This window comes from Leptospira yasudae, assembly GCF_003545925.1.
Lineage (GTDB): Bacteria > Spirochaetota > Leptospiria > Leptospirales > Leptospiraceae > Leptospira > Leptospira yasudae.
Window position 1 is genome coordinate 29,030 of record NZ_QHCU01000009.1, and the last position, 25,187, is coordinate 54,216.

The following is a 25,187-nucleotide window of genomic DNA, read 5'->3' on the forward strand; positions in this document are numbered from 1 at the left end:
CATGCGATTTACTCTTTCGTTTTTCTGCAGTTTTATATTTCTCTATCAATGTTCGATCTTTCGCGCTTCCGCCAAGATCAAACCCTTGGAGTTCAATTATTCCTCCATCGCCGTAAACTACTTCACGCCCGAAAACGAAAAGCCCTTTCCCCTTACGGTGCAAAGAGGTAATAACTTATACAACTCGACGACCGCCGACGGAAGATATTTGTTTTATACGACCGGACAAAAAGGAAACTACGACATTTGGTTTCGGGACTTAAAGAGTTCGATCACGGTTCCGATCACCGAACACCCGGCGCCCGAATTTAAACCGGCGATCAGCCCGGACGGAAAGAAACTGGTCTTCGTTTCGGAACAATACGATTCGTCCGGGGATTTGGTTTTGCTCGAAATGGATCCGAATCTTTGGGCCGAAAAGATTCTCCAGGGGAAACGATTTTTAAATTCGGATTTTATAATATTAACGAATCCTGATTTTGAAGAACCGGGTAAAAAGGATTCTTATACGGATACGAATCCGAGTTTTTCTCCGGACAATCGGCACGTAGTCTTCTCCTCCGATCGTCTGACTCCGGGAGTTCAGAATCTCGTCGTTCTCGACACGGAAGGCGAAAAACCGATGAAACTTCTCACGCAGGAAGGTGGGGATTCTCCTCAGTGGTCCGCGGACGGAAAGTCGATCGTATATCTTTCGTATCACGAAAGTCCCACGGGGGACGTGTATCTTTTGGATCTCGTTTCCGGAGCAAAGACGCGTTTGACCAAGGACGGATATCTGAATTTTTCTCCTTCTCTTTCCTCGGATAAACGGTATTTATACTATACTTCGATCCGAGAGGATTCGAACGGAAACGGACGATTAGACGAACGCGACAACAGTCTGATCGTCCGTAAGGATTTGCAAACGGGCTCGGTGCGTCAGTTGACATCGGGAAACGATTCTTTGTTCGATTCGAAGTTTTCTTCGTTTAACGGAGGTTCCATCCTATTTACCGCCGCATATTATAATACTCTTAATATCTATTTTATTCCCGCTTCGGGTTCCGTTTCCAAGGAGAAGGACATCATTTCCCAATATGAACTCGCTTTGAAATACAGGGATAAGCAGAGTTTCGAGGATTTTCTTTTGGCGATCGACGCGATCGAATTCTATTTTTCCGAAGATCCAATTTATCCTTTGATCCGCGCCAAAGCGCTCTTGCTGAAATACGAAGAAGCGAAGGAAACAAGACATACCAACGTCGCCGATTCCGTCAGAAAAGAAATCTTCTCTTCCCGTTTGAATCCGGTGTCGGGTCTCGGATACGGTTTGTTTCTTGCGGGAGAACGGAAGTCGTCCCCTTCGCTTGCGATTCAGGAGCTGAGAAAATACTACGATCAGATGCGGACCGTTTCCTCCGCAGGAAAGGATCTGTTTGCTTCTCTCTTGGAGGAAGAGGCGGATTTTGCGAGAAAAGCGGGGGACGTGAATCATTCGCTCAAAGTATATGATGAAATTCTAAATCACTATCCTTCGTATTATCGAATTCGGGACATCTATCGAAAATCGGGGGATCTTCAATACAAGGACGCTTCCTTGCGCGGCTACAAAATCCCCGAAACTTTTTTTCGGGTGGCCAACGATCCGCAGGCGGGAAAAGAGGATCTTCGGCTTTTGTACGAACAGATCGATCGGGAAGTCATTCAAGGAAAGAATTTCGCGGAGCGCACGAACGCCGCCGAAACCTCGATCGCGTCCAATTCTCTGGAAAAGAAGTCTCAGAGGTTGTTTCAATATTTCTTATACGTTAAATCTCTGGGATTAAACGGAAAAGGTTCGTTCGAAGAAAGCAATTCTTTGTTGAATACGTTTTTGAGCGGCGTTCCCGAAACCGATCCGCTTTTTTTAAAAGGACATCTTTTAAAATCGAACAACTTCAAAGGGCTCGGAGAAGTTCAGAAATCGTTCGACGAACTCCGCATCTATTTGGAAAAATACGATCCTCTTCTCGGAGTCGATTTGGACGAAAAGGAAATCGAACGTTCCTTTATCTACTTTGAAAACAAGGCGAGGGATCATGATCGTCGCGGAAATCTGCAGGACGCCGCCTTCCATTATTTCTACAACACCGAGAACATGTTTCTCGTCAAAAGCAGGAACCTGTTTCTCGAAACCTTATACAAGGAATACGCGGTATATTATCAAAGGATGATGGTCGATTCCGTATTCAAACTCTCCGGATCGTTAAGCGAAGAAAAACAAAAAGCCCTTTTGAATCAACTCGACGTGATCGATATCCGCAGCGTGGACCCTCTTGCGGAAGAGGGGCTTGCCTACATCAATCAGTACTATAAGATCGCCGTTCCGCGTGCGAGGCCGGTTTTGGATCTGGCTACGTTGTACGGTTATTCGTATTATCTCGTAAACCGAAGCGTGATCCGCGAAACGTATTACAATACCGCCAACTCGATGACGGCCGCGAGAAAAGAAGAGATCCTCCGGGACTTCAAACAAGCGGAATACGAACTTCGTTGGATCATCTTCGCCGATCCTCGATATTACGAGGCATATCAGCTTTTGGGATGGATGTATCAATACGTCGACATTCTTAAAAACAGAAAATCGGGAGAGGATCAGCCGAGCGACGAAGAGAAGTATGCGGGCGTTTATAAAAAATATTTTCCGGAAAAAAATTTCGAAGAGAACATCGAACTTTACAGTCAGGTTCTCGAACTCTTAGGGGAGAATTTCGAAAACAAAAAAGCTCTTTCCGATCTAAGATTGAACCTCGGAAACAACTACTTTCTTTTGAAGAATTATCCGAGAGCGAACGAGCAGTATTCCAAGGTCGATTCCCTTTCCGATTTCATCATCTCCAAAACGCAGTTCGAGAATTACCGTCAAAAGGCGATGTTCCTTTTCAACTCCGCGCGGTCTTCGATTTACGTGGCCGACTACAAGTCCGCTGTCGCAAAACTCAAGGCGGCGTCCGCGTTGTATTTCGAAAACGAATCCAAAAAGACTCTCGTAGGAAAGGACAGCGCGGAAAAACTACAGCAATACAAACTCAAGCTGGCTCTTCTGTTCACGTTAACCGGTCTTTCGTATATGGAATCGGGAGAATTCTCTAATGCGGTTTTGTATTACAAGGACGCTTTGTCCTTAAACGGGGACGACGGATGGATCGATCCGGTCAATCTTCACAACGGTCTCGCGCTTTGTTATCAAAAATTAGGAAAATATAAAGTATCGTTTTCTCATCTGGAAGAAGCGGACCGCATCGTATCGAAACGAGGCGGAACCGATTGGATTCCGAAAGGAGTCAAGCTCACGTTCTGGGATTATTTTTGGGACGTGATTTGGGAGGTCGCGCTTCCCGACGGAGTGCGTATCTCGGGCGAGGGAAGATTTCCCGAAGCGATTTCTCCTAAGTTTCAACCCTTGATGACGAGCGGGATTCGAGTGAATAACCTGATTCAATCGATGGAAGCGGAACGTGCGATCGAAGAAATCAACAAGAGAATGGCGTATATCAAATCGAAAGGTCTGGGTTCGACTCTTGCGGGTTCCTTGATTCGATCGAATTCTCTGAACGATTTGGGTTATCTTCATTTTAAACGGGAAGAATTTAAGACGGCGATCGAAACATACTCGGACGCGGAAACGTTCGAAACCGAAAACGGTTTTGCGGGAAAGGCGAGAACCTCCTTTAAAAGAGGACTCTATTCGTACTTCGCACATTTGGAAAACGCGAAAGAGGATCCGAAGTTAGAAAGAGAAACTCTCCGACTGGCGGCGGAACGTCTTCTTTCCTCTAAAGGAAAATTCATACGGGATTGTCGGGGCGACTCAAAGAACCGGGAAGACGAGATTCATTCCGAAACCAAAAAATGTATATTCCGATTTTATAATGCGTTTCCGGATCACGATCCCATGTTGGCATTGGTTTACTACTATCAAGGCGAACAGGCGTTTCGAATGGGCGACGTTATCACGGGTTTCGAATTGTTCGGTCTCGCAGCGGGCCTCCTGGAAAACCCTTCGATGGTTCCGAAGGAAGTCGTGGGTCTGGCCGGAGATCCGTATTCCAGAAAGGAACGGCTTTTGTATTCGATCAGCCGTTCTTCTTTGTATGTTCGATTGGGAGATACCGAAAAGGCGATTTCCACTTTGGATCTCGCAGCCGAGTCCGCGAACGAATTCTATTACGTTCAGGAATGGATCGAGACTCTTGTAACCCAGGCGGAGATTCATAAAAAGGAAAAGAATTTCTCCAAAGCGAGGGAGAAGATCGAACGGGCCGCCGGGCTTTTGATGTCGAATCCGCATTTGATAAGCGAACTTAAGTATTTCGTAATACACAAACTATTTAAAATACAATCCGAAATCAGCTTCGAGTCTGGAAGGATGGCGGACGGATTTAAGAATTTGGACCGTCTGCACAAGTTGAATCTATATCGTCAGTTCGTAAAAATTCCGCACGAGTCGGATGATCCGGCGTTTACGGCAGAAGTCGCGAAGCTGCAGAATCTTCTTAAAAAGCAAAAAACGGTTTATGCCGCGATTCAAAGCGCATTGGAAAAACGCGAACGTTCGGAAGCGTTGTTGAAAGAATATCAAACGTCGACTCGGGATTTGGAAGCGGAACTCGCCGCGATGCTTCGGAAAAATCCGAATCTGGACGGATATCTCGGAATTTTTTCCGAAGAACCGTCCGTATCCGGTTTACTGGAAAACGGAGAGGGATATTTACGAATCGAAACCGGAAAGGATAAGATACGAATTCACCGAGCCTCTACGACTCAGGAAGAATGGATCGAATCGAAGGGCGAAGTAGCGGAAGTTCTAAAACAAATTGCGGCCTCGGGAAAAATTCCTTTTTCCGCACAAAAGATTTGGTTCGTTCAACTCGGGGATTCGATCGATTTGGAAACCGTTCAAGATCTTCTTCCGAAACGATCCTCTTTGATTTTTCGACCTTCTCATCTAAAACCGTTGCAGGAAAAGGACAGAAGAGTCCTTCGCAGCGCCGCGATCGCTGACGGATCGCCTAACACGGATTCGTCGCTCAAGATTCTCAAACTTTCCTCGAACTCCGTTCTTCCGAGACTTTTAGATACGGACTTGCTTGTAGGCCCGTTCCCGAACGTTCCCGGAGACAATTCCTTCGGAGAAAGCAATTCTTCCGTTCATCTTTCGATCCGAGATTTGTTTCACAATCGAAACGAGGTTTCCTCGGCATTGTTTTACGAAACTAAAAAGCCCGATCTCGGGAAAATATCCGAGGTCTACGAGGTGCTAAACGCATCGGGGATTCGGAACGTATCGATTTGTTTTATGGAAGCCGTTTGTAAAACCGTCGCACCGGAAAATATTTTAAGCGGAGAAGTAACCGGAAGCATTCACTTGGGATCGACCGTTCTGCGCAAAAAAGAATCTCCGAAACGGAGCGGAGTTTCCCAATCGACTGCGAGACAAAGCGAACGAAAGGAAAACGTTCGGGAAGCTTATACGCACGCTTACACGGTTCGATCCTTTCAAAACGGAGCCGATCCTGTTCTTTCCGGAGAACTGGATTTGCTTCGATTGAAATGGAAACTTTCTCCCGGAACAAAGTTGAAGGAAATTTACGGAGAACTTTTGAAAAACACGAAAGAAACTTCGGTCAAGGATTCCGTTTTGTTCTCCGCGCTCCTTACGTGTTATTTGGATCAAACCCTTTCCGATTGCGATTCTTACAATCCCGATGACGTGACCGACGCGGCAAAAAAGAATCTGCTCCAATCCCTGTTCTCGTTTCGAAACGGAATTCCGGTTTCTCCCGCAACCTTGAAAATTGCGGAGAATTTGATATCCCCGTTTTACGATCCTTATTTATATTATAAGAATATTCTAAAATTTACAAGAACCCAATACGAACCGGAAGTCGGGGAGTTTGCCGGGAAACTCGCTCTCGAAAATGCGAACGACGCGGAAGAAACCAAAAACGTGGAGGAAATTCTCCAGGGTTTATACGCGCAGAAATACTTTCTGCAAGGTGCGGCTTTTTCCAAAAATCAAATCTACCGCAAGGAAGAATTGTATCTGATTCTTTCCGGAAATTGGAAAGAGGCTCTCGAAGTTATAAAGAAAAAAGAGGACGAGGAAGATACGGGAAGATTTCGGGAACGATTGTTCCGCAATTGGAAAAGCGAAATCACGGGGGCTTGGTTTTCTCCGTATTCTTTGTATTCCGAAGTTCACGGAAATTCTCCGAAGTTGTTCGAATCTTTGGATCCGGAAGAAAGAAGCCTTTTGTATCACTTGATCTTATACAGCGTTCCGTTTCAGGAAAACGAGGAAACCGATCTTCTCGCCGAATCCCTCGTCGATTACGAATGGAACTCCGGCGGAAAATCCCGCGCGCTGCGGATGGTTTTAGGTTACGCACAGGCGCTGCTTTCCAGAGGAGAATTATCCAAGTCGAAGGATTGGGCGGATCGGATCGGTTCCAAATTCAAAACGGGGAACGATTACAAAATCATATTCAAAGATAAGAATATTCTTCTGAATAAGCTCGCCTTTCTTCAGGGAAAAAATCCCGCACTCTCCGAAGGAGATGAAAAAACGGAATGGCTGGTTCTCTATGAAAAAGCCGCCTCTAAATCTCCAAGCGAGTTTATCGAATTCTTAAATTCTACGATCCGCGCCAAACGCGGAAAAAATTTCAGCGCCAAAGAACGAACCGAACTTTTAGATTGGATTACTTATCTTCAGAAGCTTTGTTTTAAAAAGAACAACTCGGAAGTATTCTTCGATCTTGCGGTCGCAAAGGATTTTATCTCCTTGGCAAGGCCTTTGATCTTGAACGCAAATCCGGATTATAAGGACATCGGCGTTTTTTCCTCCGTCGCCGAACGACTCAAAGAAAAACTTCCGGCTGATCAGGAATTTCTCGCTGTAATGGATTTGGGTCTTGAATCCTTTTATATCCGTTTTTTAAAGGGCAAGTCCAAAGGAGATCTCGCGTTTAAGGACAATCGCAAACTCAGAGCGTCTTTGTTCCGTTATTTGGAAGAGGCAGGACGCGGAGGTTATGAAGTTCTTCTTAGAGAAGAACTGGAAAACGAATACAGAAGAAATATAAAACTTACCAAGAACAAACTGACCTATTTGTATTTGAGTTCGTATCATTTTAGAATTCCTTTGGTGCCGAGAACCGAAGATAAATACTTTCTTGTAAACGATCCTGAATCTCTTCTTGCAAATCCCGTGTTTTCCACCAAAGAAGAATTCGTTCCCGAGTATCAGATTCAGTTTTTAGCGGGAGCGAAGTCGCATGAGGGTTGGAAAAAATCCCTCAAGGATTTGGAGGCGTTCGAAGTCGGTTCGGGCAGACTCGGTTCCGATCCGAAAAGCCGTCTTTATATTCTTCAGGAACCGCTCGAGATCGTCAACCAGGTCAGCCTGAGTTTCGGAGGACGTTCCCTTCCGGAATCGTACGGAACGTTGAGAAAAGGGAATTGGATTTATACGTCTTCGTATCTCGACGAGGAACGATACGATATTCAGAATTATAGGGATTCTTTTTATTGGATCGCTCAGAATTTCTTGAGCCCCGGAGTGATCTTTATCGGAGATCAGACGGACACCGCTCACGTGGATTTTTTAAAACGATTTACGAAACGAAGCGGAACGAGAATCCCTCTTTACATCCGCTTTCAGGAGACGTTAGACGCCATCAAAGAGGCGCATCCGTTGGATCGGGTTTGGAACGGATATCGTCTGTATACGAACAGTTTTATTTTGGAAGAGTAGAACTTGGTCGGATCATCGGGATCGCCGTAGGTCCTACAGAATTCACCGTAAAATAGATGCGGCCCCCACCCTAATCGGGCGGTGGAGGCGGGCTTTGTGGGAGAACTCGGGGGATTTTCCTATATCAGAAAATTCTATCCTTTTCAATCCAATAATCTATTGTCATTTGTGGGAACTCCTACGGTTTTTCCGTTAAAATTCGAGCGCCGCTGAATCGCGCGCTACTTTGTCTGAAGTAAGTTCTTGCGTTCTTCGCCGGAGAGATTTACGAGCGCTCTCATTCTTTCGTGAAACTTGGCGAAGTCGCCGCCGGCCTTTACGAATTCGTTTTTAAAAAAATCCGTGCCGGAATGATAACGAAGATAACCCACGAAGTCTTCGTTGTTCCAGTTTTTTGCGGCGAGCTTTTCTACATCAATCGTTTTGAATTCTCCCTTTAAAGATAAGAGCGTATTCTTAAATTCCTGAAAGATTTTTTGTTTTCCTTCGAGTTTTGCGGAATCGGCTGCGCCCGTGGCGTATAACGTTTTGAGTTTGCCTGCGGTTTCCACGAGAAGCTTTTTGAGCTTCTTGGATTCTTCCTTGTGCAGTAGAATTTCCTTTTTGATCGCACTTTCTTTTCCTTCGATCGATTCCAAATAGCGGAATGCGCCTTCTTCTTCTACGAAACTCGCATAACTCTCGTTAAATAAGGAATCGCCCGGAAAATACACGGTCGCGTGCGCCATTTCGTGAAACACGAGTGAGGCGATCTCGTGCGGCTTCCCGTCGAGCTGAGAGGAAAAGACCGGATCTTCGAACCAGCCGAGCGTGGAATATCCGGCGGTAATTCGGATTCTCGTATCGAATCCTTTTTCTTTGAGTTCTTTTTCCTCTTCCTTTGCTTTTGCTAAATCGAAGTATCCTTTGTAAGGAACCGTGCCCGCGATCGGAAACCACCAGGTATACGATTCCAATTTTAAAGGATAACAGGCGGCTACGTGCCAACCCAATTCTTCCCGATCGAGTTGCACATACGACTTAAATCCGGCCGAAGGATCGAGAGCCAATTCTTTGATTCCGTATTCGCGGAAGCTTTCGACTTCTTTCAGTTTGTCTTTGACGTCCGGTTGCGTGTTCGGGTCCTGTAATACGGATTCGATCGACTTTCGCTTGAGTAGAATGTCGAGCTGCCCCGTTCCCAAATGCCAGAGATAACCCACACAACCTTGCAGAGTGAAACAAAGAACGACTAAGAATCCGATTCTTCCTATTTTCACAGCGCTTTTGAATTTACGGTTGTTCTTCGTATCGAGAGAATTGAAGTTAGGTTCTGACATGGAATTTTTACGCTCGCTCCCGAAGGTAGTCGTAATCAACGGAATACTTTTCACCGTTCTGATTGTGGTTCTGATTTTTCCCAAGGATTGTTCGTTGTCTTCTCTTTTCTCCGGCAAACGTCCGATCAGCCCCGGCGAACAAAAGTCGGCGATCGAAATTCAGAATTCTTTTCGCAACGTATATCATCTTGTGAAGGATTCCGTCGTTTCGATCCGCACGAAAAAAAGCGAATCGATTTCCAGTCCGTATCACTACTTCGATTTTAGAAACGAGAGATTGGCTTCTTTCGGAAGCGGATTCTTCGTGCATGAAAAAGGTTATATCGTCACGAACTATCACGTGATCGAAGGCGCGGAAAGCATAGAAGTCATCACTTCGAACGGAAGCGTTCATTCCGCGAAATACGTGGGAAGTCACGAACGAGCGGACATCGCACTTTTAAAAATCAGGGAAGGTTCCGGTCTAAAGCCGATCGTCTTCGGAGATTCGGATCAAATCGAAGTCGGGGACTGGGCGATCGCGATCGGTTCTCCCTTCGGTTTGGAACGTTCCTTCAGCGTCGGAGTCGTTTCCGCAAAATATAGGGAAGATTTGGACGAAACCGGTCAGACCCATATCCAAACCGACAGCATGATCAACCCGGGCAGCAGCGGCGGCCCGCTTTTGAACATCTATGGAGAAGTCATCGGAATCAACCGTTTGATCCGAAGCGAGACTGGACGGAACTCCGGCATCGGTTTTGCGATTCCAAGCAACTATGCGCTGAAGATCATTCGTATGATCGAGTCTAATCAAGGCAGACATATTCGACCTGCGATTCTCGGAGTGATGGCTACCGTCCCGCTTCCGGATCACAGGATCGCATTGGGGATTCCGGAATCTTGGACGGGAGTTCTTGTCTACGACATGGACCCGCAATCTTCGGCGGAACTCGGCGGAATCAAACGTTACGATTTTATTCTCGAGGCGAACGGAACTCCGATCAAAAATATTAATGATCTGCGCGAACAGGTTGGAATAGTGGGATTGGGGGGCAAGATCAAGCTCCGCATCTACCGGGAGAAGGCGATGCTCGAACTTCCGGTTAAGCTGATTCAGAAATAAGTAGAGTAGAATTTTTTAGAGGAAAAAGAAAGACGGGATGAGAAGAAACATCGTTCACAGCGGAGCGGACGCTCTGATCTATGAAATCAGACAGATCGTAGCCGTCGCAAAAAAACTGGAGGCTCTCGGTCTTCAGATCACGTATGAAAACATCGGAGATCCGATTCAAAAGGGAGAAACGATTCCCGATTGGATGAAAGAAATCGTTTCCAACCTCGTGTTGAAAGACAAATCTTGGGCCTATACGGCCACGCAAGGTTACGAACCGACCCGTAAATTTCTCGCCGAAAAAGTGAACGAAAGAGGCGGAGCGCAGATCACCGCGGACGATCTTTTATTCTTCAACGGACTCGGAGACGCAGTCGCGAAAATTTTCGGTTTTATGAGAAGAGAGGCCCGCGTTCTCGGACCGAGCCCCGCGTATTCCACGATTTCCTCCGCGGAAGCCGCGCACAGCGGATACGAACACCTAACGTATAACCTTCTCCCCGAACACAATTGGATGCCCGATCTCGAGGACATCGAGAACAAGGTGCGTTACAACGATTCCATCGCGGGAATTCTTTTGATCAATCCGGACAATCCGACCGGCGCAGTATATGATAAAACCTTAATGAAGAAGATCGTAGCCATCTGCGAGAAATACGATCTCATGCTGATCTGCGACGAAACCTACGCGCACGTGAATTATTCCGATCACGGACCTCTTCATCTTTCGGAAGTCATCGGGGACAAGGTTCCCGGAATGGCGCTTCGATCCATATCCAAGGAATTTCCTTGGCCGGGCGGACGCTGCGGATGGCTCGAAATTTTCAACAAGGACAAGGACCCGGTTTTCAGTCGTTACGTAAAATCGCTGTTAGACGCCAAGATGCTCGAGGTTTGTTCCACCACTTTGCCGCAAATGGCGATTCCGGAAGTGTATTCGCATCCGGATTTTATTCCTCATTTAAAGCGAAGAAACGAGAAGTTCAAAAAACGCGCTCAAGCAGCGACCGAATACTTTGCGGGAATGAAAGGTGTAAAGGTCGTCGAGCCCAAAGGCGCGTTTTATCTGACCGTGGCGTTCGACGACGGAGTTCTGAATTCCAAGATGAAGTTGAAGGTGGAGAATCAAAAGGCGGACGAGTTCATTCAGCCGCTTCTCGGCTCCGCCGCAAACGATCGAAGATTCGTGTATTATCTGCTTGCCTCCACGGGAATCTGCGTGGTTCCTTTGTCCGCCTTCTGCACGTTAAAGGACGGATTTAGAGTGACCCTTCTCGAGGAGAACGAGGAAAAGTTCGACTGGATCTACAAAACTCTTCGCGACAAGATCGCGGAGTACATCGCTTCCGCCTAACATCGGTTGGAAGGGGAGAATGGGGACTCGAGTTTGAAGGAGCCGCTTCGCATCGGACTGATGGATTCCGGTATGGGCGGCTTGTCCGTTCTTAAGGAAATTCTAAAATACGAAATTCCGATTGAAATCGTATATTACGGAGATTTAAAGAACAGTCCTTACGGGGAAAAGGATGCCTCGACGATTCTCGAAATCGTACGAAACGTTTGTATTCGATTGCAAGAGGAGAACGTGGCGGCGATTCTGCTTGCGTGTAATACCGCGACTTCCGCTGCGGCGGAAACGCTTCGGAAAGAATTTACGATTCCGATCTTCGGAATGGAACCCGCCATCAAACCCGCGATTCAACAAAACCCCGGAAAAAAAATCGCTCTTCTCGCGACTCCCGTTACACAAAGAGAAGAAAAACTGCAGAAGCTCAAAAAGGAATTACGAGCGGAAGAATTGATTCTACCGGTTTCTTGCCCCGGATTGGCCGGTCTCGTGGATCAGGGAAAATTCGAAGAGGCGGAAAAGTATCTCGAACCGATTTTGAAGGAATTGAAAGAGAAGAATGTAGACAATCTCGTGTTGGGCTGCACGCATTACGTTTTTCTAAAGCGAATCATCGAAACGAATTTTCCGGGAGTGAAACTCTACGATGGAAACGAGGGAACGGTTCGGCATCTTTTGAATTCTCTGCAAGGAAACGGAACGATCGATAAGATCGTCTTTCGTTCTTTACAATCGGATGCAGCCGCACAGAATTCGAATCTCGACGGTCTGCAATCCGCTTCTCTCACATACAAACTCATCCTAAACAGCGACGATCCGTTCCATTCTACGCTTGCGTCCGATCTTTTGGGATCGCGAACCAGAGCGTAACGTGTCCGCATCCTCTTTTTTCGGGAAGAATTCTTCCGAGGCGCAGTCTCTCCTCGAAGGAATCGTCCGAAAAGATCCCAAGTCGATCGAAAAATTCTACGATCTCTACGGTTCGATGCTCTATTCCGTAATTTATAAAATTCTAATGAATCGGGAAGAAGCGGAGGAAATTCTCCAGGAAGTATTCACGATTTTGTGGAACAAGGCGGATCAATTCAATCCCGAACGGTCTTCTCCCTTGACTTGGATGACTACGATTGCGCGTAACGCGGCGGTTTCCAAGTTGCGTTCTTCCGATTATAAGAATCGAAAACAAAGCGCCGAGTTTCAGGAAATCTTTACGGAGAAACCGGGAGTTGCCCGGGATTCCGTGTTTCAAGCGGCAATGGATTCTTCGTTGCGGGCGCGGGTTCGCGAGGCGATTGCTTCTTTAGCTCCGGAAATTTCGATTTTGTTGCAGGAAGCGTATTGGAGCGGGCTCAGTCAGAGCGAAATCGCGGAAAAATACGAACTTCCTTTAGGAACGGTGAAGTCGCGGATTCGAACTGGACTTTTGGAATTGCGCGACAAACTCAAGGATTGGTCGTGATGGATTTTGTTGTAGTTCCTACGATCTTCCGTGATCAAAGGCGGCCCCGCCCGGATTGGGTGGAGGAGGAGAGGAGGCGGGAAATCCTCGGCAATTTTTCCTCTATCAGAAAGACCTCTTCTCATCCAGCGAAATTCACATTTCTTGTCGGAACTCCGCAATTTTTCGAAAAAAAGAATCCGAATTCTTCCGTGCGGCGTATAAAAAGTAGGGCGATAGAAATATGACTTCGAACTCCAATCCGGAACCGAGAGAAAGCTGGGAAGATTTCGTTTTTCCGAACGAGGTCTTTGATCCTTCTCGCGCGGACGCGGAACTCGAAGAAATCTTTCATTTACAAGCGCTTTCTTCTTTAAACGAAATCCGACCCGAATCTTCCGTAAGAGATACGATTTTATCCTCCCTTCTTGTGGACGGAACTCCGGCCGAAGAATTTCTCTTTGTCCGAAGCGGCGAAACCTCTCTCTGGAAAAAGAGTCCGTTCGACGGAGTGGAATACAAAATTCTCAACCACGATACAAAACGACAAACCGTAACGTTGATGATACGCATGGAACCGAACGCGGTTTTTCCGGCGCACGCTCATAGTTGCGCGGAGGATTGTCTTTTGATAAAAGGCGACTTAAGCATCGCAGGAGCTACGATGCAGGCGGGAGATTTTCACCGTGCAAACGCAGGATCCAAACACAAAAAATTCACCACCGCATCGGGCGCGGAATTCCTCATCGTAACGGGAGAATCCGACTTCTCCGCTTCCGGGAAATTTTTTTCCTAATTTTGGAAAGCCCCTTCTTTGGAAATAAATTTCCAAAAACCGTTTTTCTTTTTTTGAAATAAATTTCCTAACTTTCTTCTAAAAATTCGATCCGTTTTTTTCGAACTAGAGTATAATACGAAAACTCCTCCATAGAGGATTCAACTCGGAGTAACTATGATCCGTTTACTAACAGCGATCGCTGTTCTTTCTCTTTGCACAGTCTGTAAACCGAAAGAAGCCGAAAGTTCCGACGCAGTCGTCACCTTTCTCAAAGGAAAGGCTTCCGTCGTCGAAACGGGAAAGGAACTTTCTCCCCTCGCAAACGTGACCGAAAAACAATCCGTGAAAACCGATGCCGATGCGGTTTTAGATCTTACTTCCAAACTCGGAAGTTTCCGTCTTTTGGGCGGAAGTACGGCGACCTTGTCTGCTCTCAACGCGGACAGCGCTTCCTTTCAAGTGAGCGAAGGAAACGTTTTGATTAAGGCCGCCAAACTCGCCAAAGGTCAGAGCCTTCTCGTCGATACTCCTACCGTTGTGGCCGCAGTTCGCGGAACTCAATTTTGGGGAAGAGTGAACGGGAAAGACGAATCCGGAACCTTTGCGGTTCGAGAAGGAGCCGTCGAGATCACCCGTAAATCCGACAACGCAAAAGTTCTGATCGAAGCCGGACAAGCCGTGGATTTAAAACCGGGCGATAAGGATCTGAAAGCAAGAACGGCCGCAAAAGAAGAATTAGCCGCAATGGAGCAGATCGATCAAATGAAATGATTTCCTGAATTCCCGAATCTTCGTCCTTAAGTGCCGGATTTCCCTTAAGAGTCCGGTTTTTTTTTGTGTGCAGGGATCTCCTATTTCTCAAGCTATTCCTAAAAAAGAGTCGGGACTTTGGGAATGGAAGAAAAGATCACATACAAAAGCGCGGGTGTGGACACCGAAAAAGGACAAGAGTTCGTCCGAAAGATCAAACAAAACGTGGAATCCACACACGGCCCGAGAGTTCTCGGAGGTCTCGGCGGTTTTGCCGGAGCTTACGACGTCAGCGTTCTTAAAAAATACAATCAACCCATTCTGCTTTCCGGAACCGACGGCGTCGGAACCAAAATCGAAATCGCCCGACTTCTAAATACCTTCGACACGGTGGGAATCGATCTCGTCGCGATGTGCGTAAACGACATTCTCGTCTGCGGAGGAGAACCTCTTTTCTTTTTGGATTATATCGCCTGCGGAAAACTCGATCCCGAAAAAATGGAAAAGATCGTCGCGGGTATCGTTCACGGATGTAAGTTGTCCAACGCCGCATTGCTCGGAGGAGAAACCGCGGAACATCCCGGCACGATGAAAGAGGACGAATTCGATCTCGCCGGTTTTGTGGTCGGCGCGGTGGAAAAGGATCAAATGATCGACGGTTCTACGATTCGTCCCGGGGACAAAATCTTGGGACTCGAATCCAGCGGTCCTCACAGCAACGGATTTTCACTCATTCGCAAACTTCTCCTAAAGGACGGAAAACATCTTCCTTCCGATCCGGAACAAGTCAAGTTTCTCAAAGAATACGCTCTCAAACCGACGCGCATCTACGTTTCCAGTATATTAAAACTTCTGCAAAAAGGTCCCGTCAAAGGAATGGTTCACATCACGGGCGGAGGTTATCAGGAGAATGTTCCGAGAGTTCTTCCGGCCGGATCACAGGCGAAGTTTTTCAAGGACAAGATTCCTTCCGGATATTTTTTCGAAAAAATCAAAAAGGACCACAAACTCGACGAACTCGAATTATTCGCGACGTTCAATATGGGAATCGGTTATATGCTCGTCGTTTCCGACGAAAACGTAAACTCCGCCAGGGAATTTTTGGAATCCACGGGAGAATCGGTTCATCTGATCGGCGAGATCGTTTCCGGTAAGAAAGAAGAAGTAATCTTCGTCTAACAGCGCATCTATGATCACGATCGCGGAACTTCTTCGATCCAGGGTTTTGGTTCTTTCCAAAAAGAATCCGTTCATGCTTTCGAGGCTCACGTTTTTTTACCTGATCCTCGGAGTCGCGGGAGGACTTTTTTCCGCCGCGTTTTGGATGCTCTTGGAATATCTCATCCGTTTCGCATCCGCGGTTTCCGGCGTTTATACGATTCCGTTTATGGCAGGTTCCGGTTTATTGATCGGGCTCATCATCCATTTCTTGGGAGAACCCGGAGAAATCTCATTAGTAATCGATAATATACGGTTTCGAGGCGGAAAACTCGACGCGAGTCAAAACCCTTCCATGGCTCTTTCTTCGTTGCTGAGCATTTCGGCGGGGGGAAGCGCGGGACCGGAAGCGCCTCTTGTACAAATCACCGGTTCCTTCGGAAACTGGTTCGCGGAAAAACTCGGACTTACGGGAGAAGAATACAGATCCATGACGATCGCCGGAATGGCCGCGGGTTTTACCTCTCTTTTCGGTTCCCCTCTCGGAGGCGCGTTATTCGCTCTTGAGATCCTTCAGCACAGACACGTAGTCGAATACTATAAGGCTCTTCTGCCTGCGTTCTTATCCAGCACGTCCGCATTCTTCGTATTTCTTTGGATGACGCACGCCGGTTTGCAGCCTACTTGGCAGTTTCCGCAATACGTTCCCGGAGACATTCAGGATTTCTTATATGCTCTTTTGTTGGGGGGGATCGGCGCGTCCTTGGGCTGGTTGTTTCACGGGTTGTTCATCGCAAACCGCTGGGCGTATTCCAAAATTCCCGGACCGATCTATTGGAAAACCTTATTGGGCGGTCTCGTATTGGGTTTTATCGCATGGCAGATTCCGTTGACCCGATTTTTCGGACACGATCAGCTCAATCAGATCGTGGAAGGAAAATTCACTCTCCTCTTTTTAGTCGCGTTGATTTTCTGGAAGACGTTCGCGATCACTACCACCGTTTCCACCGGTTGGAGAGGAGGAATCATCATTCCTCTGTTTTTTCTCGGAGCCTGCGCCGGAAAACTTTTGTTCGGAATTCTTCCCAGCGAAAACGAATCCTTTCTGATGATCTGTCTGATGGCTGCAGTGAACTCTTCCGTAACCAAAACTCCGATATCGACGACGATTTTGTTATCCGAATTGACCGGTCTTTACAGTTTTACTCCGGTTTTGATCGCTAGTCTGAGCGGATATTTTCTATCACCGAAAGAGCCGTTCATCAAAACGCAAGGGAAAGAAGGTTAGAATTTCGATCTCGTTTCAATTTTGAAATCGGATCATTCCAATTTTTGAATATTTTAAATTTAGAATGTTTTTGAACTGTGCGTGTGACAATTTCTTCCGTTTGCTTTGGAACGGTATAAGGCCTGATCGGCTTCCTCGATGATTGCGGAAGCGCAATCCGCGTAAGGGGATTGGTCCGCAGGTTTTCCGAAATCGAGGGTTGCGATTCCCGCGCTGATTGTAATCGGAGTGTTTTCCCAGAATTGTTTTCGAACCGTCGTCACCAATCGTTCCGCAACTTCGATCGCCTTCACTTCCGGCATATCGGGCAAGGCGATTACGAATTCTTCCCCGCCGAATCGGGCCAAAAGATCGCTTACGCGAAGCGTTTCGGTAAGAACACAAGCCAATCGAACGAGAACCCTGTCTCCGGCAGGATGACCGAAACGGTCGTTGTATTCTTTGAAATGATCGACGTCGATCATGATCAAAGAAAGAAATCCTTTCTTTTGCCGAGCTGTGTCGATTAAGAATTGTAATTCTTCGTTGAAGGTCCTTCTGTTTTTTAATTTCGTGAGCGGGTCGGTGGAAGCCTGTTCGAACAATCGATCGTTTGCGTTTTTCAGTTCGGCTGCGAGCTGGTTGAGCCTCCGATTCGATTCCACGATTTCGGTGATGTCTCTTCCGATCGCATAAATCAAACCGGCGGACCGATCCGGGAACGCGGTCCAGGAAAAATTCTTATAGTTACCATCGGAACAACGATAACGATTTTGAAACGAGAGAATGGGAATTCCTTGGTTGAGTTCCTCGATCACTTTGTAAGTCGGTTCCACGTCCTCCGGATGAATGTAAGAATAAGAATGGAATGCCAGCAATTCCTCGGTTGCCCAACCGAATGCTTTTTGAAAGGAAGGATTGATCTTGAAAATATATCCGTCGATTCTCGCGATACAAAGCATATCGAGAGAATAGTCGAAGAACTTTTCGATATCGTATTTGATTTCGTGATACATGACGTTATCTTTTTCTTTTCTCAAAGCGCAATTCGTTTAATGATCGGTATTTTATAGGCAGAAATAAGAATTTTAAAGTAAAAAAATAGAAGCGAGATTCATCAAAGAATAAAAATATATTCGATTTATAGAATATTATTTATAGGCCATTCGTTTTTATAAAAACGAATGGCTTTGTTCCGTCATTCTTATCGCTCTTGGGATGGAATTTTGATATGGAATGGTTCGGATGTTGATTTATTCTTCCGAACGGATGTGAGTGACTCGATTTCTTCCGTTTGCTTTTGAGACGTACAGAGCTCTGTCGGCTTTTTCTATAAGTTCTTTCGTGTCGAAAGCGTTGTTGATTTCGTTTAACATCGGACCGGTTGTAGAAGCTCCTATGCTGATCGTTACTTTTCTATTTTCCCAATTAAATTCTCGGACTGCGGACGTTAGTTTTTCCGCAATTTCGATCGCGAGGTCTTTCGACGTGTCCGGTAAAGCTACGATGAATTCTTCTCCCCCGTATCGGGCCACGGCCGCGTTTTTGGCAAGAGTTTCCGTTAGCAGCTTGGCAAGATTCACTAATATGGCGTCCACCGCGGGATGACCGAATTTGTCGTTGTACTCTTTGAAATGGTCCACGTCGATCATGAGTAACGAAAGTTGGCTTTTATGATTCACTGCGTAGTGCATCAGATATTGAAGCTCTTCCGTAAAGGCCCTTCTATTTTTCAGTTTTGTCAAAGGATCGGTCGTGGCTTGTTCGAACAGTCGGTCATTGGCTTCCTTGAGTTCGGATGCGAGTTGGCTGATTTTTTGATTCGACTCGATCGTTTCGGTAATATCCCTTCCGGTGATGTACACCAATCCCGCTTCTAGATCCGGATATCCCGTCCATGCGAAATGTTTATAACTCCCGTCTCTACAGCGAACCCGATTTTGAATGGAAGTTCTCGGAATGCCCCCGTCCAATTTTTCGAATTCTTTAATCGTATCCTGATCGTCCGGATGCAGCAGATGAAAAGGGTTATTTCCGAGAAGTTCCTTTTCGGTCCATCCCAAAATTCTATGGAACGAAGGATTCACCGAGATGACCGTTCCATCCAGTCTCTGGATCGAAAATAAATCCAGGGAATATTGATAGAATTTTTCGAGATTGTATTCCTTTTTATAACTCATACAAAACTTCCTCAAAGCGATTTTTCAAATTGTTAAGCGAAATCCCTTTGTGTTGAAACCGGTTCTTTCCGATTGAGAAAGACCTGTCTTTCGATTACAAGGATTGACTTTCGGAAACGATTCGAGAACTATGAGTCGCCCGATCTTTTCCGGTCACCTTAGAATGATACAAGGCCCGGTCGGCGGATTCTATCAGATTCATAAGATGAACGTTGTTTTCGATCTGGGATTTTTGATTTCCGGAGAGAGTGGAAACCCCGATGCTGATCGTTACCGATCTCCTTTTCCAGGGAAATTCACGAATGATTTGAAGTAGCCCTTCCGCGATTTGCATTGCGGTCGCTTCCGAAGTATTCGGCATGGCGACTATAAATTCTTCTCCGCCGTATCTTGCGATAACGTCGTGTTGGCGTAACGTCTGAGTCAAAAGCGAGGAAAGGTCGATCAAAACCTGATCTCCGGCCGGATGACCGAACTGATCGTTATAATCCTTAAAGTAATCCACGTCGATCATCAGCAGCGAGAGGGGATGTCCTTTGATAAGAGATTGATGAACGATGCAGTTCATGTTTTCGTTAAAGGCTCTTCTATTTTTAAGCCTTGTCAATGGGTCGCTATATGCCTGTTCCAGTAATTGGTCGTTCGCTTCCTTGAGATCCGCAGCGAGTTGATTGACTTTCAGATTTGTCTCGACGAGTTCCGTAATATCTCTTCCGGTTACGTAAATACGACCGGATTCCATATCGGGAAACGCGGTCCATGAAAAATATTTATACGTTCCGTCCGAACATCTGCATCGGTTTTCAATCGACAGATGTGAAACTCCTTCGTTTAGTTGTTCGAATTCTTTCAGGCTGGATTCGACGTCGTCGGGATGCAGAAGATGGAAGTGTGTGCGTCCTTGTAAATCCTCGTTGGTCCATCCCATGACTCTCTGAAAGGATTGATTGATTTGAAGAATGACTCCGTCCATTCTTTGGATTGCGTGTAAATCTAGGGAATAGTTGAAGAATTTTTCATGATTGTATTCGTTTTCCCGGTTCATCTTTTATCTTCCTAAAATTTAACTGACGTTGGAATGTTTCGAAGAATGCGTGATTCGATCCCTTCCGTTTCTCTTGGATATGTAAAGCGCGCGATCCGCATTTTCCAAAAGAAGTTTAAATGATTTTTCGTATTCGGAGTCGTTTGCGGTTAAACGAATCGTAGAAATTCCGACGCTGATCGTAACGTTTCTTTTTTCCCACGGAAATTCTCTTACCGCAAAAGAGAGTCGATCCATGATCTCGATCGCCTGTTCCATCGTCGTATTCGGCATTGCGGCTATGAATTCTTCCCCGCCGTAACGCGCGACGAGATCGCTTGTGCGCAAAGTCTTGATAAGAATGGAAGCAAGATCCGTCAATACCCGATCTCCCGCAGGATGACCGAAGGTATCATTGTATTGTTTAAAATGATCCACGTCGATCATAACCAGAGAAATCGGAGTTTCTTGTCTTCGCGCGAGGCGCAACAGGTAGTTTATTTCTTCGTTGAAGAATCTTCTATTCTTCAATTTGGTAAGCGGGTCCGTCGAGGCCTGCTCGAACAACCGATCGTTAGCGGCCTTCAGCTCTTCCGCGAGTTGACTGATCTTGCGGTTGGATTCGATGAGTTCGGTAATATCCCTTCCGGTTACATACACGAAACCGGATTCAAAATCGGAAAACGCAGTCCAGGAGAATTGTTTGTATTTTCCATCCGAACATAAAATTCTATTTTGTATTCCGGCTGCGATAGGAAGGTCCTCGCGCAATTTTTGGAATTCTTCCAAAAGAGAGGGAAGGTCGTCGGGATGAACTAGATGAAATGGAGTTTGACCGATGAGTTCTTCCTTGCTCCAGCCGAGCGAGGTCGTAAAGGAAGAATTTATATCCACGACCACACCTTCTAAATTCTGAATGGATTGAAGATCGATTGAATTTTGAAAAAAATTTTCGTAATCGGGTTTATTCTTCTGATTCATTCAAATGAAACTCCGCGTATTCAAGCATATCTAGTATCGGATAGGTACATTCAAAAAACATTAAATTCTTGTAGAATTTACTTTTTTACAACGTTTGCGAAGGTGCTCTCTGGATAAATCATTATGCGGATTAAAATATTTTTTCTTTTCGTTTTAGAATAATTCAAAACTTATGCTTTTTCTGCGCTTTCCTCTCGTTCACTGCTACACTGTTTACTGATTCGGTTCGTATACTTGTGCATTTGACAAGAAATGGTTTATTTTAAAGATATGAAACGTTCATATTTTAAATACGAATGCTTCTCTATAGGGTGACGAGTTCTCTTTCACGGTTGCGATACGGGTTGTCGGGATCGTAAGGTTTTTTTCTAGTCAAATGATGGGCTTTGTTTGAGTATTTTACGTTTTTTGAATGTGCTTTAATTTTTCTTTAAAGAGGATGGAGCGAGGATCGTGATGATCCCCGCTCTTCGTTTAATTACTGTTCAATACAGAGAAGGTTCAGGCTTGCATTGCAAGCGTGAGCATCCACCGTAAATGCTCCGCTGGGGACGTCGTTCGGATTGGTTGCGGTCGTATTTCCCGCTTGTCCCACAAAGTTACCGTCATTGGAACCCCATGCATTGCAATCGGATGCGACTTCCCAAGGAAAGGTTCCCGGACCTCCGTTGAACCCGTTCCAAAAAAACTTCTGCGCTCCCGCATCGATTCCGTTTGCAAGGTTTGCTGTGACGGTCGAGTTTGCGTTTGTTGTAAACGTGACCGTAGTTCCGTCGCTTCTGCGGTATTGTTTATTTGGATACAAGACCCAATCTTTTAAGCCGGGAGTTCCGTCCGCTACAGAAACGACTTCACGTACGTTCAAAGAAACGATCAGCGCCTTATACGTTCCGTTTAAACCCGAAGGTCTTGCGGCCATACACTTCGCATCCGCACCGCTTACTCCGCCTAAGTTTCCGTTGTAACCGGCTCCGTTGTTCGTCGCGATAAACGTTCTGCAAAACGCAGCGTCTTTGCAAGGGGGTGCGGTTATGTTTCCCAAGACCCCTGTAGATCCGAGTAAAAGGGAAAGAAGACTTGTGTTGTCCTCTTTTTTGTCCTCGCAAGAGCAAAGAGTCGCTGCGATCGTTCCCGTCAACAGTGTAAGAAAAAATTTTTTAAACATTGTATGTCCTCTGTTTGAAATCGATTCGTCGTCGGTCTATCTTACTCTAATCTATTTATTTTCTTCGGGAACGAAACAGAGTCGCAAACGAATCTGAATCTAGAAACCGAGCTTCGCTTAATAATTTTCAGGATTTGGAAATAATTTTAGGAAACACGTCTCTGCGTGAATGAAACTGTCCTGTTCTGTAGGGAAACGACTTTTAGTTTGGCTCTTGCTCGATTAGAGTATTCCATAATTTTAATATTCCGTTTATAATATGACGCACATTCGTTTCCCTAGATCTCGTTTGTTGTCATGGATTAGCGATGCGCGGAAGACGTGTGTGAATTTCGGAGAAGCGTCTTGAAAAAGTGTAGGGTTTTGATTGTAACGGTTTACAATGTGCGCGAGTTCTTGATGGGGAAGGTGTTTGTAAAGATTCGTTTCTGAGTCGATTTTCGACCATTTCCCCGATTGACAGTCTTGGTCGGAGTTCCGACATTGGAACCATCCATGGGGAAAATCCAAGAACTCAGCCCGGAACTCATCAATCAAATCGCCGCCGGCGAGGTCATCGAATCCGCGCATTCCGTCGTGAAAGAACTGATCGAAAATTCCATGGATGCCGGTGCGACTCAGGTGGATATCGAGTCCAAGGACGGCGGTCTTTCTTTACTCCGCATCACCGATAACGGTTCCGGGATCGCTCCCGAGGATTTGGAACCTGCGCTAAAACGACACGCGACGAGTAAGATCCGCGATTACAAGGATCTTGAATCCGTTTTGAGTTACGGATTCCGCGGAGAAGCGCTGGCTTCCATCGCTTCGGTGTCCCGCCTAACGTTGGAAAGCGGAACCAAGGATCAGAAAACGGCCTGGAAGATCCGCTCGACCGGAGGAGCAATTTCCGATCGCGAAGAAATTCCCGGATTTACGGGAACGAAAATCCTCGTCGAAGAACTTTTCTTCAACACTCCCGTCCGCAGAAAATTCTTAAAGTCGATCCGTTCCGAAGACAAAAAAATCCGCGATCGAGTAACTACGCAAGCGCTTGCGAGAGAAGACGTTCGCTTTCGACTTTTTCAAGACGGAAAGGAAGTGTTCGTTCTTCCTTCCCGAGAAAATAAAAAGGATCGGATCATCGATCTGTTCGGGGAGAATTTCCGCGATCATCTTTTGGAAGTGAGTTTGGAACGGGGCGGAATCAAGGCAACCGGTTATATCAGCGATCCCGATTTTTATAAATCCAATCGGACCGGACAATTCATCTTCATCAACGGAAGACCGATCGAAATCAAGTACAGCTCCGTTCTTTTAAAGAAAGCGTATGACGAACTGCTTCCTCCGAACGGACATCCGTATTGTTTTTTATTTTTCGATATCGATCCTTCTCGGGTGGACGTAAACGTTCATCCCGCAAAAAAAGAAATCCGCTTCTTGGACGAGGAAGGATTTAACGGATTCTTTCTCACTCTCATTCAAAAGGAATTGAGATCCAGTACTCCGGTCAGTTTTTTAGAATTGAAAAAACGTCTTTTAAGACCGACGCCCGATACGTTTAAAACGAGTTCTTTGTATCAAGCGCATTCTTCCTCTTCTTCCCGAGCGCAGGAAAGTCCGTTGCTCGGTCGAGAGCTGTTCAACGAGGTTCGCCGTCAGGAAGGTTTCGATTTGGAAAGAATGGGACCGGGAGCTTCTCTTTCCGCGCTTACCGACGAACGGGTGAAACATTCCTCTTTTGTTCCGAAAAAACATTTCGGAGTTCTGTTCGAAACGTTCATCCTCGCGGAAGCGGAAGACGGTTTTTACATCATCGATCAACATACGGCGCATGAACGAATCCGATATGAAGAAGTTCTTCGAAAACTCGAAAAGAAGAATTACGGAATCCAGCCGCTTTTGACGCCGATTCGAATCGACGTTTCCAAACAGGAACAGGAAGACATTTTAAACCGAAGTAAGGAATACGAAGAAGTCGGAATTCACCTCGATCCGCTCGGGGAGGACAGCGTGGTTCTTCGCGAAATTCCCGCTTATATGGAACCGGGAGAGGAAAAGGAAATCATTCTCGATTTTTTAAACCGAACCGAAGGAAAGGAAACCACCGAACCCGAGTTATACGACCTGATGGCAAAGTGCGTCGCCTGCCGTTCCGCGATCAAAAAAGGGGATCAGCTTTCCGATCCGATCCTCGCCGAAATTTTAAACAGACTGAGTTATTGCGAAAATCCTTCCCGATGTCCGCACGGAAGACCCACCTTAGTAAAGTTGAGCAGAGATGACCTCGAAAGAATGTTCCACAGAAAATGAAGAAGTTCCCGGTAAAGAGCCGGATAGAGTCGTTCGAAAATTATTCCGTCAAACGTTAGTCGGAATCGTGATTCTCGTTTTGGGAGTCGTGTTCTTGGCGCGTGTGTTCCCCGAACCGGTCCTTGCAGTTTCACAAAAGTTCATAGACATCACCGGAGTGTTCGGAGTGGGGATCGGCATTCTACTCGCGGATTCACTGCACGTATTCATTCCGCCCGACGTCTTTCTGATGATCGCGGTCGCCGGAAAGTTGAATTCGATTCTTGTCATCGCTTCCGCGTCGATCGGAAGTCTGATCGGAGGAACGATTTCGTATCTTACCGGGAGAATTCTTCTGCCAAAGATCGAAGGTATTGCGAGCTTCGTCAAAAAACACGAACAAAAGCTCGAACACTATCTGCACCGATACGGGTTTTGGGCCGTGGTCTTGGCCGCGTTGACACCGCTTCCGTATTCCTGGGTTTCTTTGGCGGCTGGTGCGATGAAAATGAGATACGTTTTGTTTTTTCAGGGTTGTCTTTTTAGAATTCCGCGTTTTATAGTATTCTATTATCTGATTCAATTCGGTTGGGTCGGAGGCGGAATGTAAGCCGTTCGGCTCGCGAACGCAGTCC

Annotated in this window: 16 protein-coding genes and 1 pseudogene; 11 read left to right on the forward strand and 6 right to left on the reverse strand. The window is 46.2% G+C overall.

Annotated elements, in window-relative coordinates; genetic code table 11:
• Nucleotide 1: 1 nt before the first annotated feature.
• On the forward strand, nucleotides 2-7,780 hold the full coding sequence (locus DLM76_RS20045) for a beta-propeller domain-containing protein (protein WP_118966378.1): 7,779 nt from the start codon (nucleotides 2-4) through the stop codon (nucleotides 7,778-7,780).
• Nucleotides 7,781-8,001: 221 nt separating this feature from the next.
• On the opposite strand, the gene DLM76_RS20050 is transcribed toward DLM76_RS20045, so the two are convergent.
• Nucleotides 8,002-9,099 (reverse strand): aminopeptidase, encoded by a 1,098-nt coding sequence (locus DLM76_RS20050; RefSeq protein WP_118966343.1) that lies wholly within the window; start codon nucleotides 9,097-9,099, stop codon nucleotides 8,002-8,004.
• Between DLM76_RS20050 and DLM76_RS20055 the strand changes: the two genes are divergently transcribed.
• From DLM76_RS20055 to DLM76_RS20090, 8 genes and pseudogenes are all read left to right on the forward strand, one after another.
• Nucleotides 9,098-10,204 carry a S1C family serine protease gene (locus DLM76_RS20055; protein ID WP_118966344.1) on the forward strand — a complete coding sequence of 369 codons (1,107 nt, stop codon included), beginning with the start codon at nucleotides 9,098-9,100 and terminating at the stop codon, nucleotides 10,202-10,204. The genes DLM76_RS20050 and DLM76_RS20055 overlap by 2 nt on opposite strands.
• Before the next feature lie 37 nt (nucleotides 10,205-10,241).
• Nucleotides 10,242-11,546: a pyridoxal phosphate-dependent aminotransferase gene (locus DLM76_RS20060; protein WP_118957708.1), complete on the forward strand. Its 1,305-nt coding sequence runs from the start codon at nucleotides 10,242-10,244 to the stop codon at nucleotides 11,544-11,546.
• A gap of 33 nt (nucleotides 11,547-11,579) precedes the next feature.
• Nucleotides 11,580-12,234, forward strand: a pseudogene (gene murI / locus DLM76_RS20065) (glutamate racemase); the annotation flags it as partial.
• A 177-nt stretch (nucleotides 12,235-12,411) separates the two neighbouring features.
• Entirely contained in the window at nucleotides 12,412-12,999 is a 588-nt protein-coding gene (locus DLM76_RS20070; protein WP_118966346.1) for a sigma-70 family RNA polymerase sigma factor, read from the forward strand.
• 223 nt (nucleotides 13,000-13,222) lie between these two features.
• Entirely contained in the window at nucleotides 13,223-13,774 is a 552-nt protein-coding gene (locus tag DLM76_RS20075) for a cupin domain-containing protein (RefSeq protein WP_118957710.1), read from the forward strand.
• Nucleotides 13,775-13,930: 156 nt separating this feature from the next.
• A complete protein-coding gene (gene lsa19, locus DLM76_RS20080) occupies nucleotides 13,931-14,527 on the forward strand; it encodes an adhesin Lsa19 (protein WP_118966347.1) in 597 nt (198 codons plus the stop codon).
• 123 nt (nucleotides 14,528-14,650) lie between these two features.
• The gene (purM, locus tag DLM76_RS20085) at nucleotides 14,651-15,685 is read left to right on the forward strand and encodes a phosphoribosylformylglycinamidine cyclo-ligase (RefSeq protein WP_118966348.1); all 1,035 of its coding nucleotides are present in this window, start codon (nucleotides 14,651-14,653) and stop codon (nucleotides 15,683-15,685) included.
• A 10-nt stretch (nucleotides 15,686-15,695) separates the two neighbouring features.
• Nucleotides 15,696-16,952: a chloride channel protein gene (locus DLM76_RS20090; RefSeq protein ID WP_118966349.1), complete on the forward strand. Its 1,257-nt coding sequence runs from the start codon at nucleotides 15,696-15,698 to the stop codon at nucleotides 16,950-16,952.
• A 59-nt stretch (nucleotides 16,953-17,011) separates the two neighbouring features.
• Here DLM76_RS20090 and DLM76_RS20095 read toward each other — a convergent pair whose 3' ends face one another.
• From DLM76_RS20095 to len, 5 genes are all read right to left on the reverse strand, one after another.
• Nucleotides 17,012-17,947, reverse strand: coding sequence for a sensor domain-containing diguanylate cyclase (locus DLM76_RS20095; RefSeq protein WP_118957758.1), 936 nt, complete (start codon nucleotides 17,945-17,947; stop codon nucleotides 17,012-17,014).
• 237 nt (nucleotides 17,948-18,184) lie between these two features.
• Complete coding sequence (locus tag DLM76_RS20100) at nucleotides 18,185-19,111, reverse strand: sensor domain-containing diguanylate cyclase (RefSeq protein ID WP_118966350.1); 927 nt, start codon at nucleotides 19,109-19,111, stop codon at nucleotides 18,185-18,187.
• A gap of 94 nt (nucleotides 19,112-19,205) precedes the next feature.
• The gene (locus DLM76_RS20105; protein ID WP_118957715.1) at nucleotides 19,206-20,156 is read right to left on the reverse strand and encodes a sensor domain-containing diguanylate cyclase; all 951 of its coding nucleotides are present in this window, start codon (nucleotides 20,154-20,156) and stop codon (nucleotides 19,206-19,208) included.
• A gap of 18 nt (nucleotides 20,157-20,174) precedes the next feature.
• Nucleotides 20,175-21,116, reverse strand: coding sequence for a GGDEF domain-containing protein (locus DLM76_RS20110; protein WP_118966351.1), 942 nt, complete (start codon nucleotides 21,114-21,116; stop codon nucleotides 20,175-20,177).
• 478 nt (nucleotides 21,117-21,594) lie between these two features.
• Nucleotides 21,595-22,281, reverse strand: coding sequence for an endostatin-like outer membrane protein, LenA/LenB family (gene len / locus DLM76_RS20115; RefSeq protein ID WP_118966352.1), 687 nt, complete (start codon nucleotides 22,279-22,281; stop codon nucleotides 21,595-21,597).
• A gap of 495 nt (nucleotides 22,282-22,776) precedes the next feature.
• On the opposite strand from len, the gene mutL reads away from it, so the two are divergent.
• Complete coding sequence (mutL, locus tag DLM76_RS20120; protein ID WP_118966353.1) at nucleotides 22,777-24,573, forward strand: DNA mismatch repair endonuclease MutL; 1,797 nt, start codon at nucleotides 22,777-22,779, stop codon at nucleotides 24,571-24,573.
• Nucleotides 24,542-25,162 (forward strand): YqaA family protein, encoded by a 621-nt coding sequence (locus tag DLM76_RS20125; protein WP_118957719.1) that lies wholly within the window; start codon nucleotides 24,542-24,544, stop codon nucleotides 25,160-25,162. Before mutL ends, DLM76_RS20125 begins: the two co-directional genes overlap by 32 nt.
• Nucleotides 25,163-25,187 lie beyond the last annotated feature (25 nt).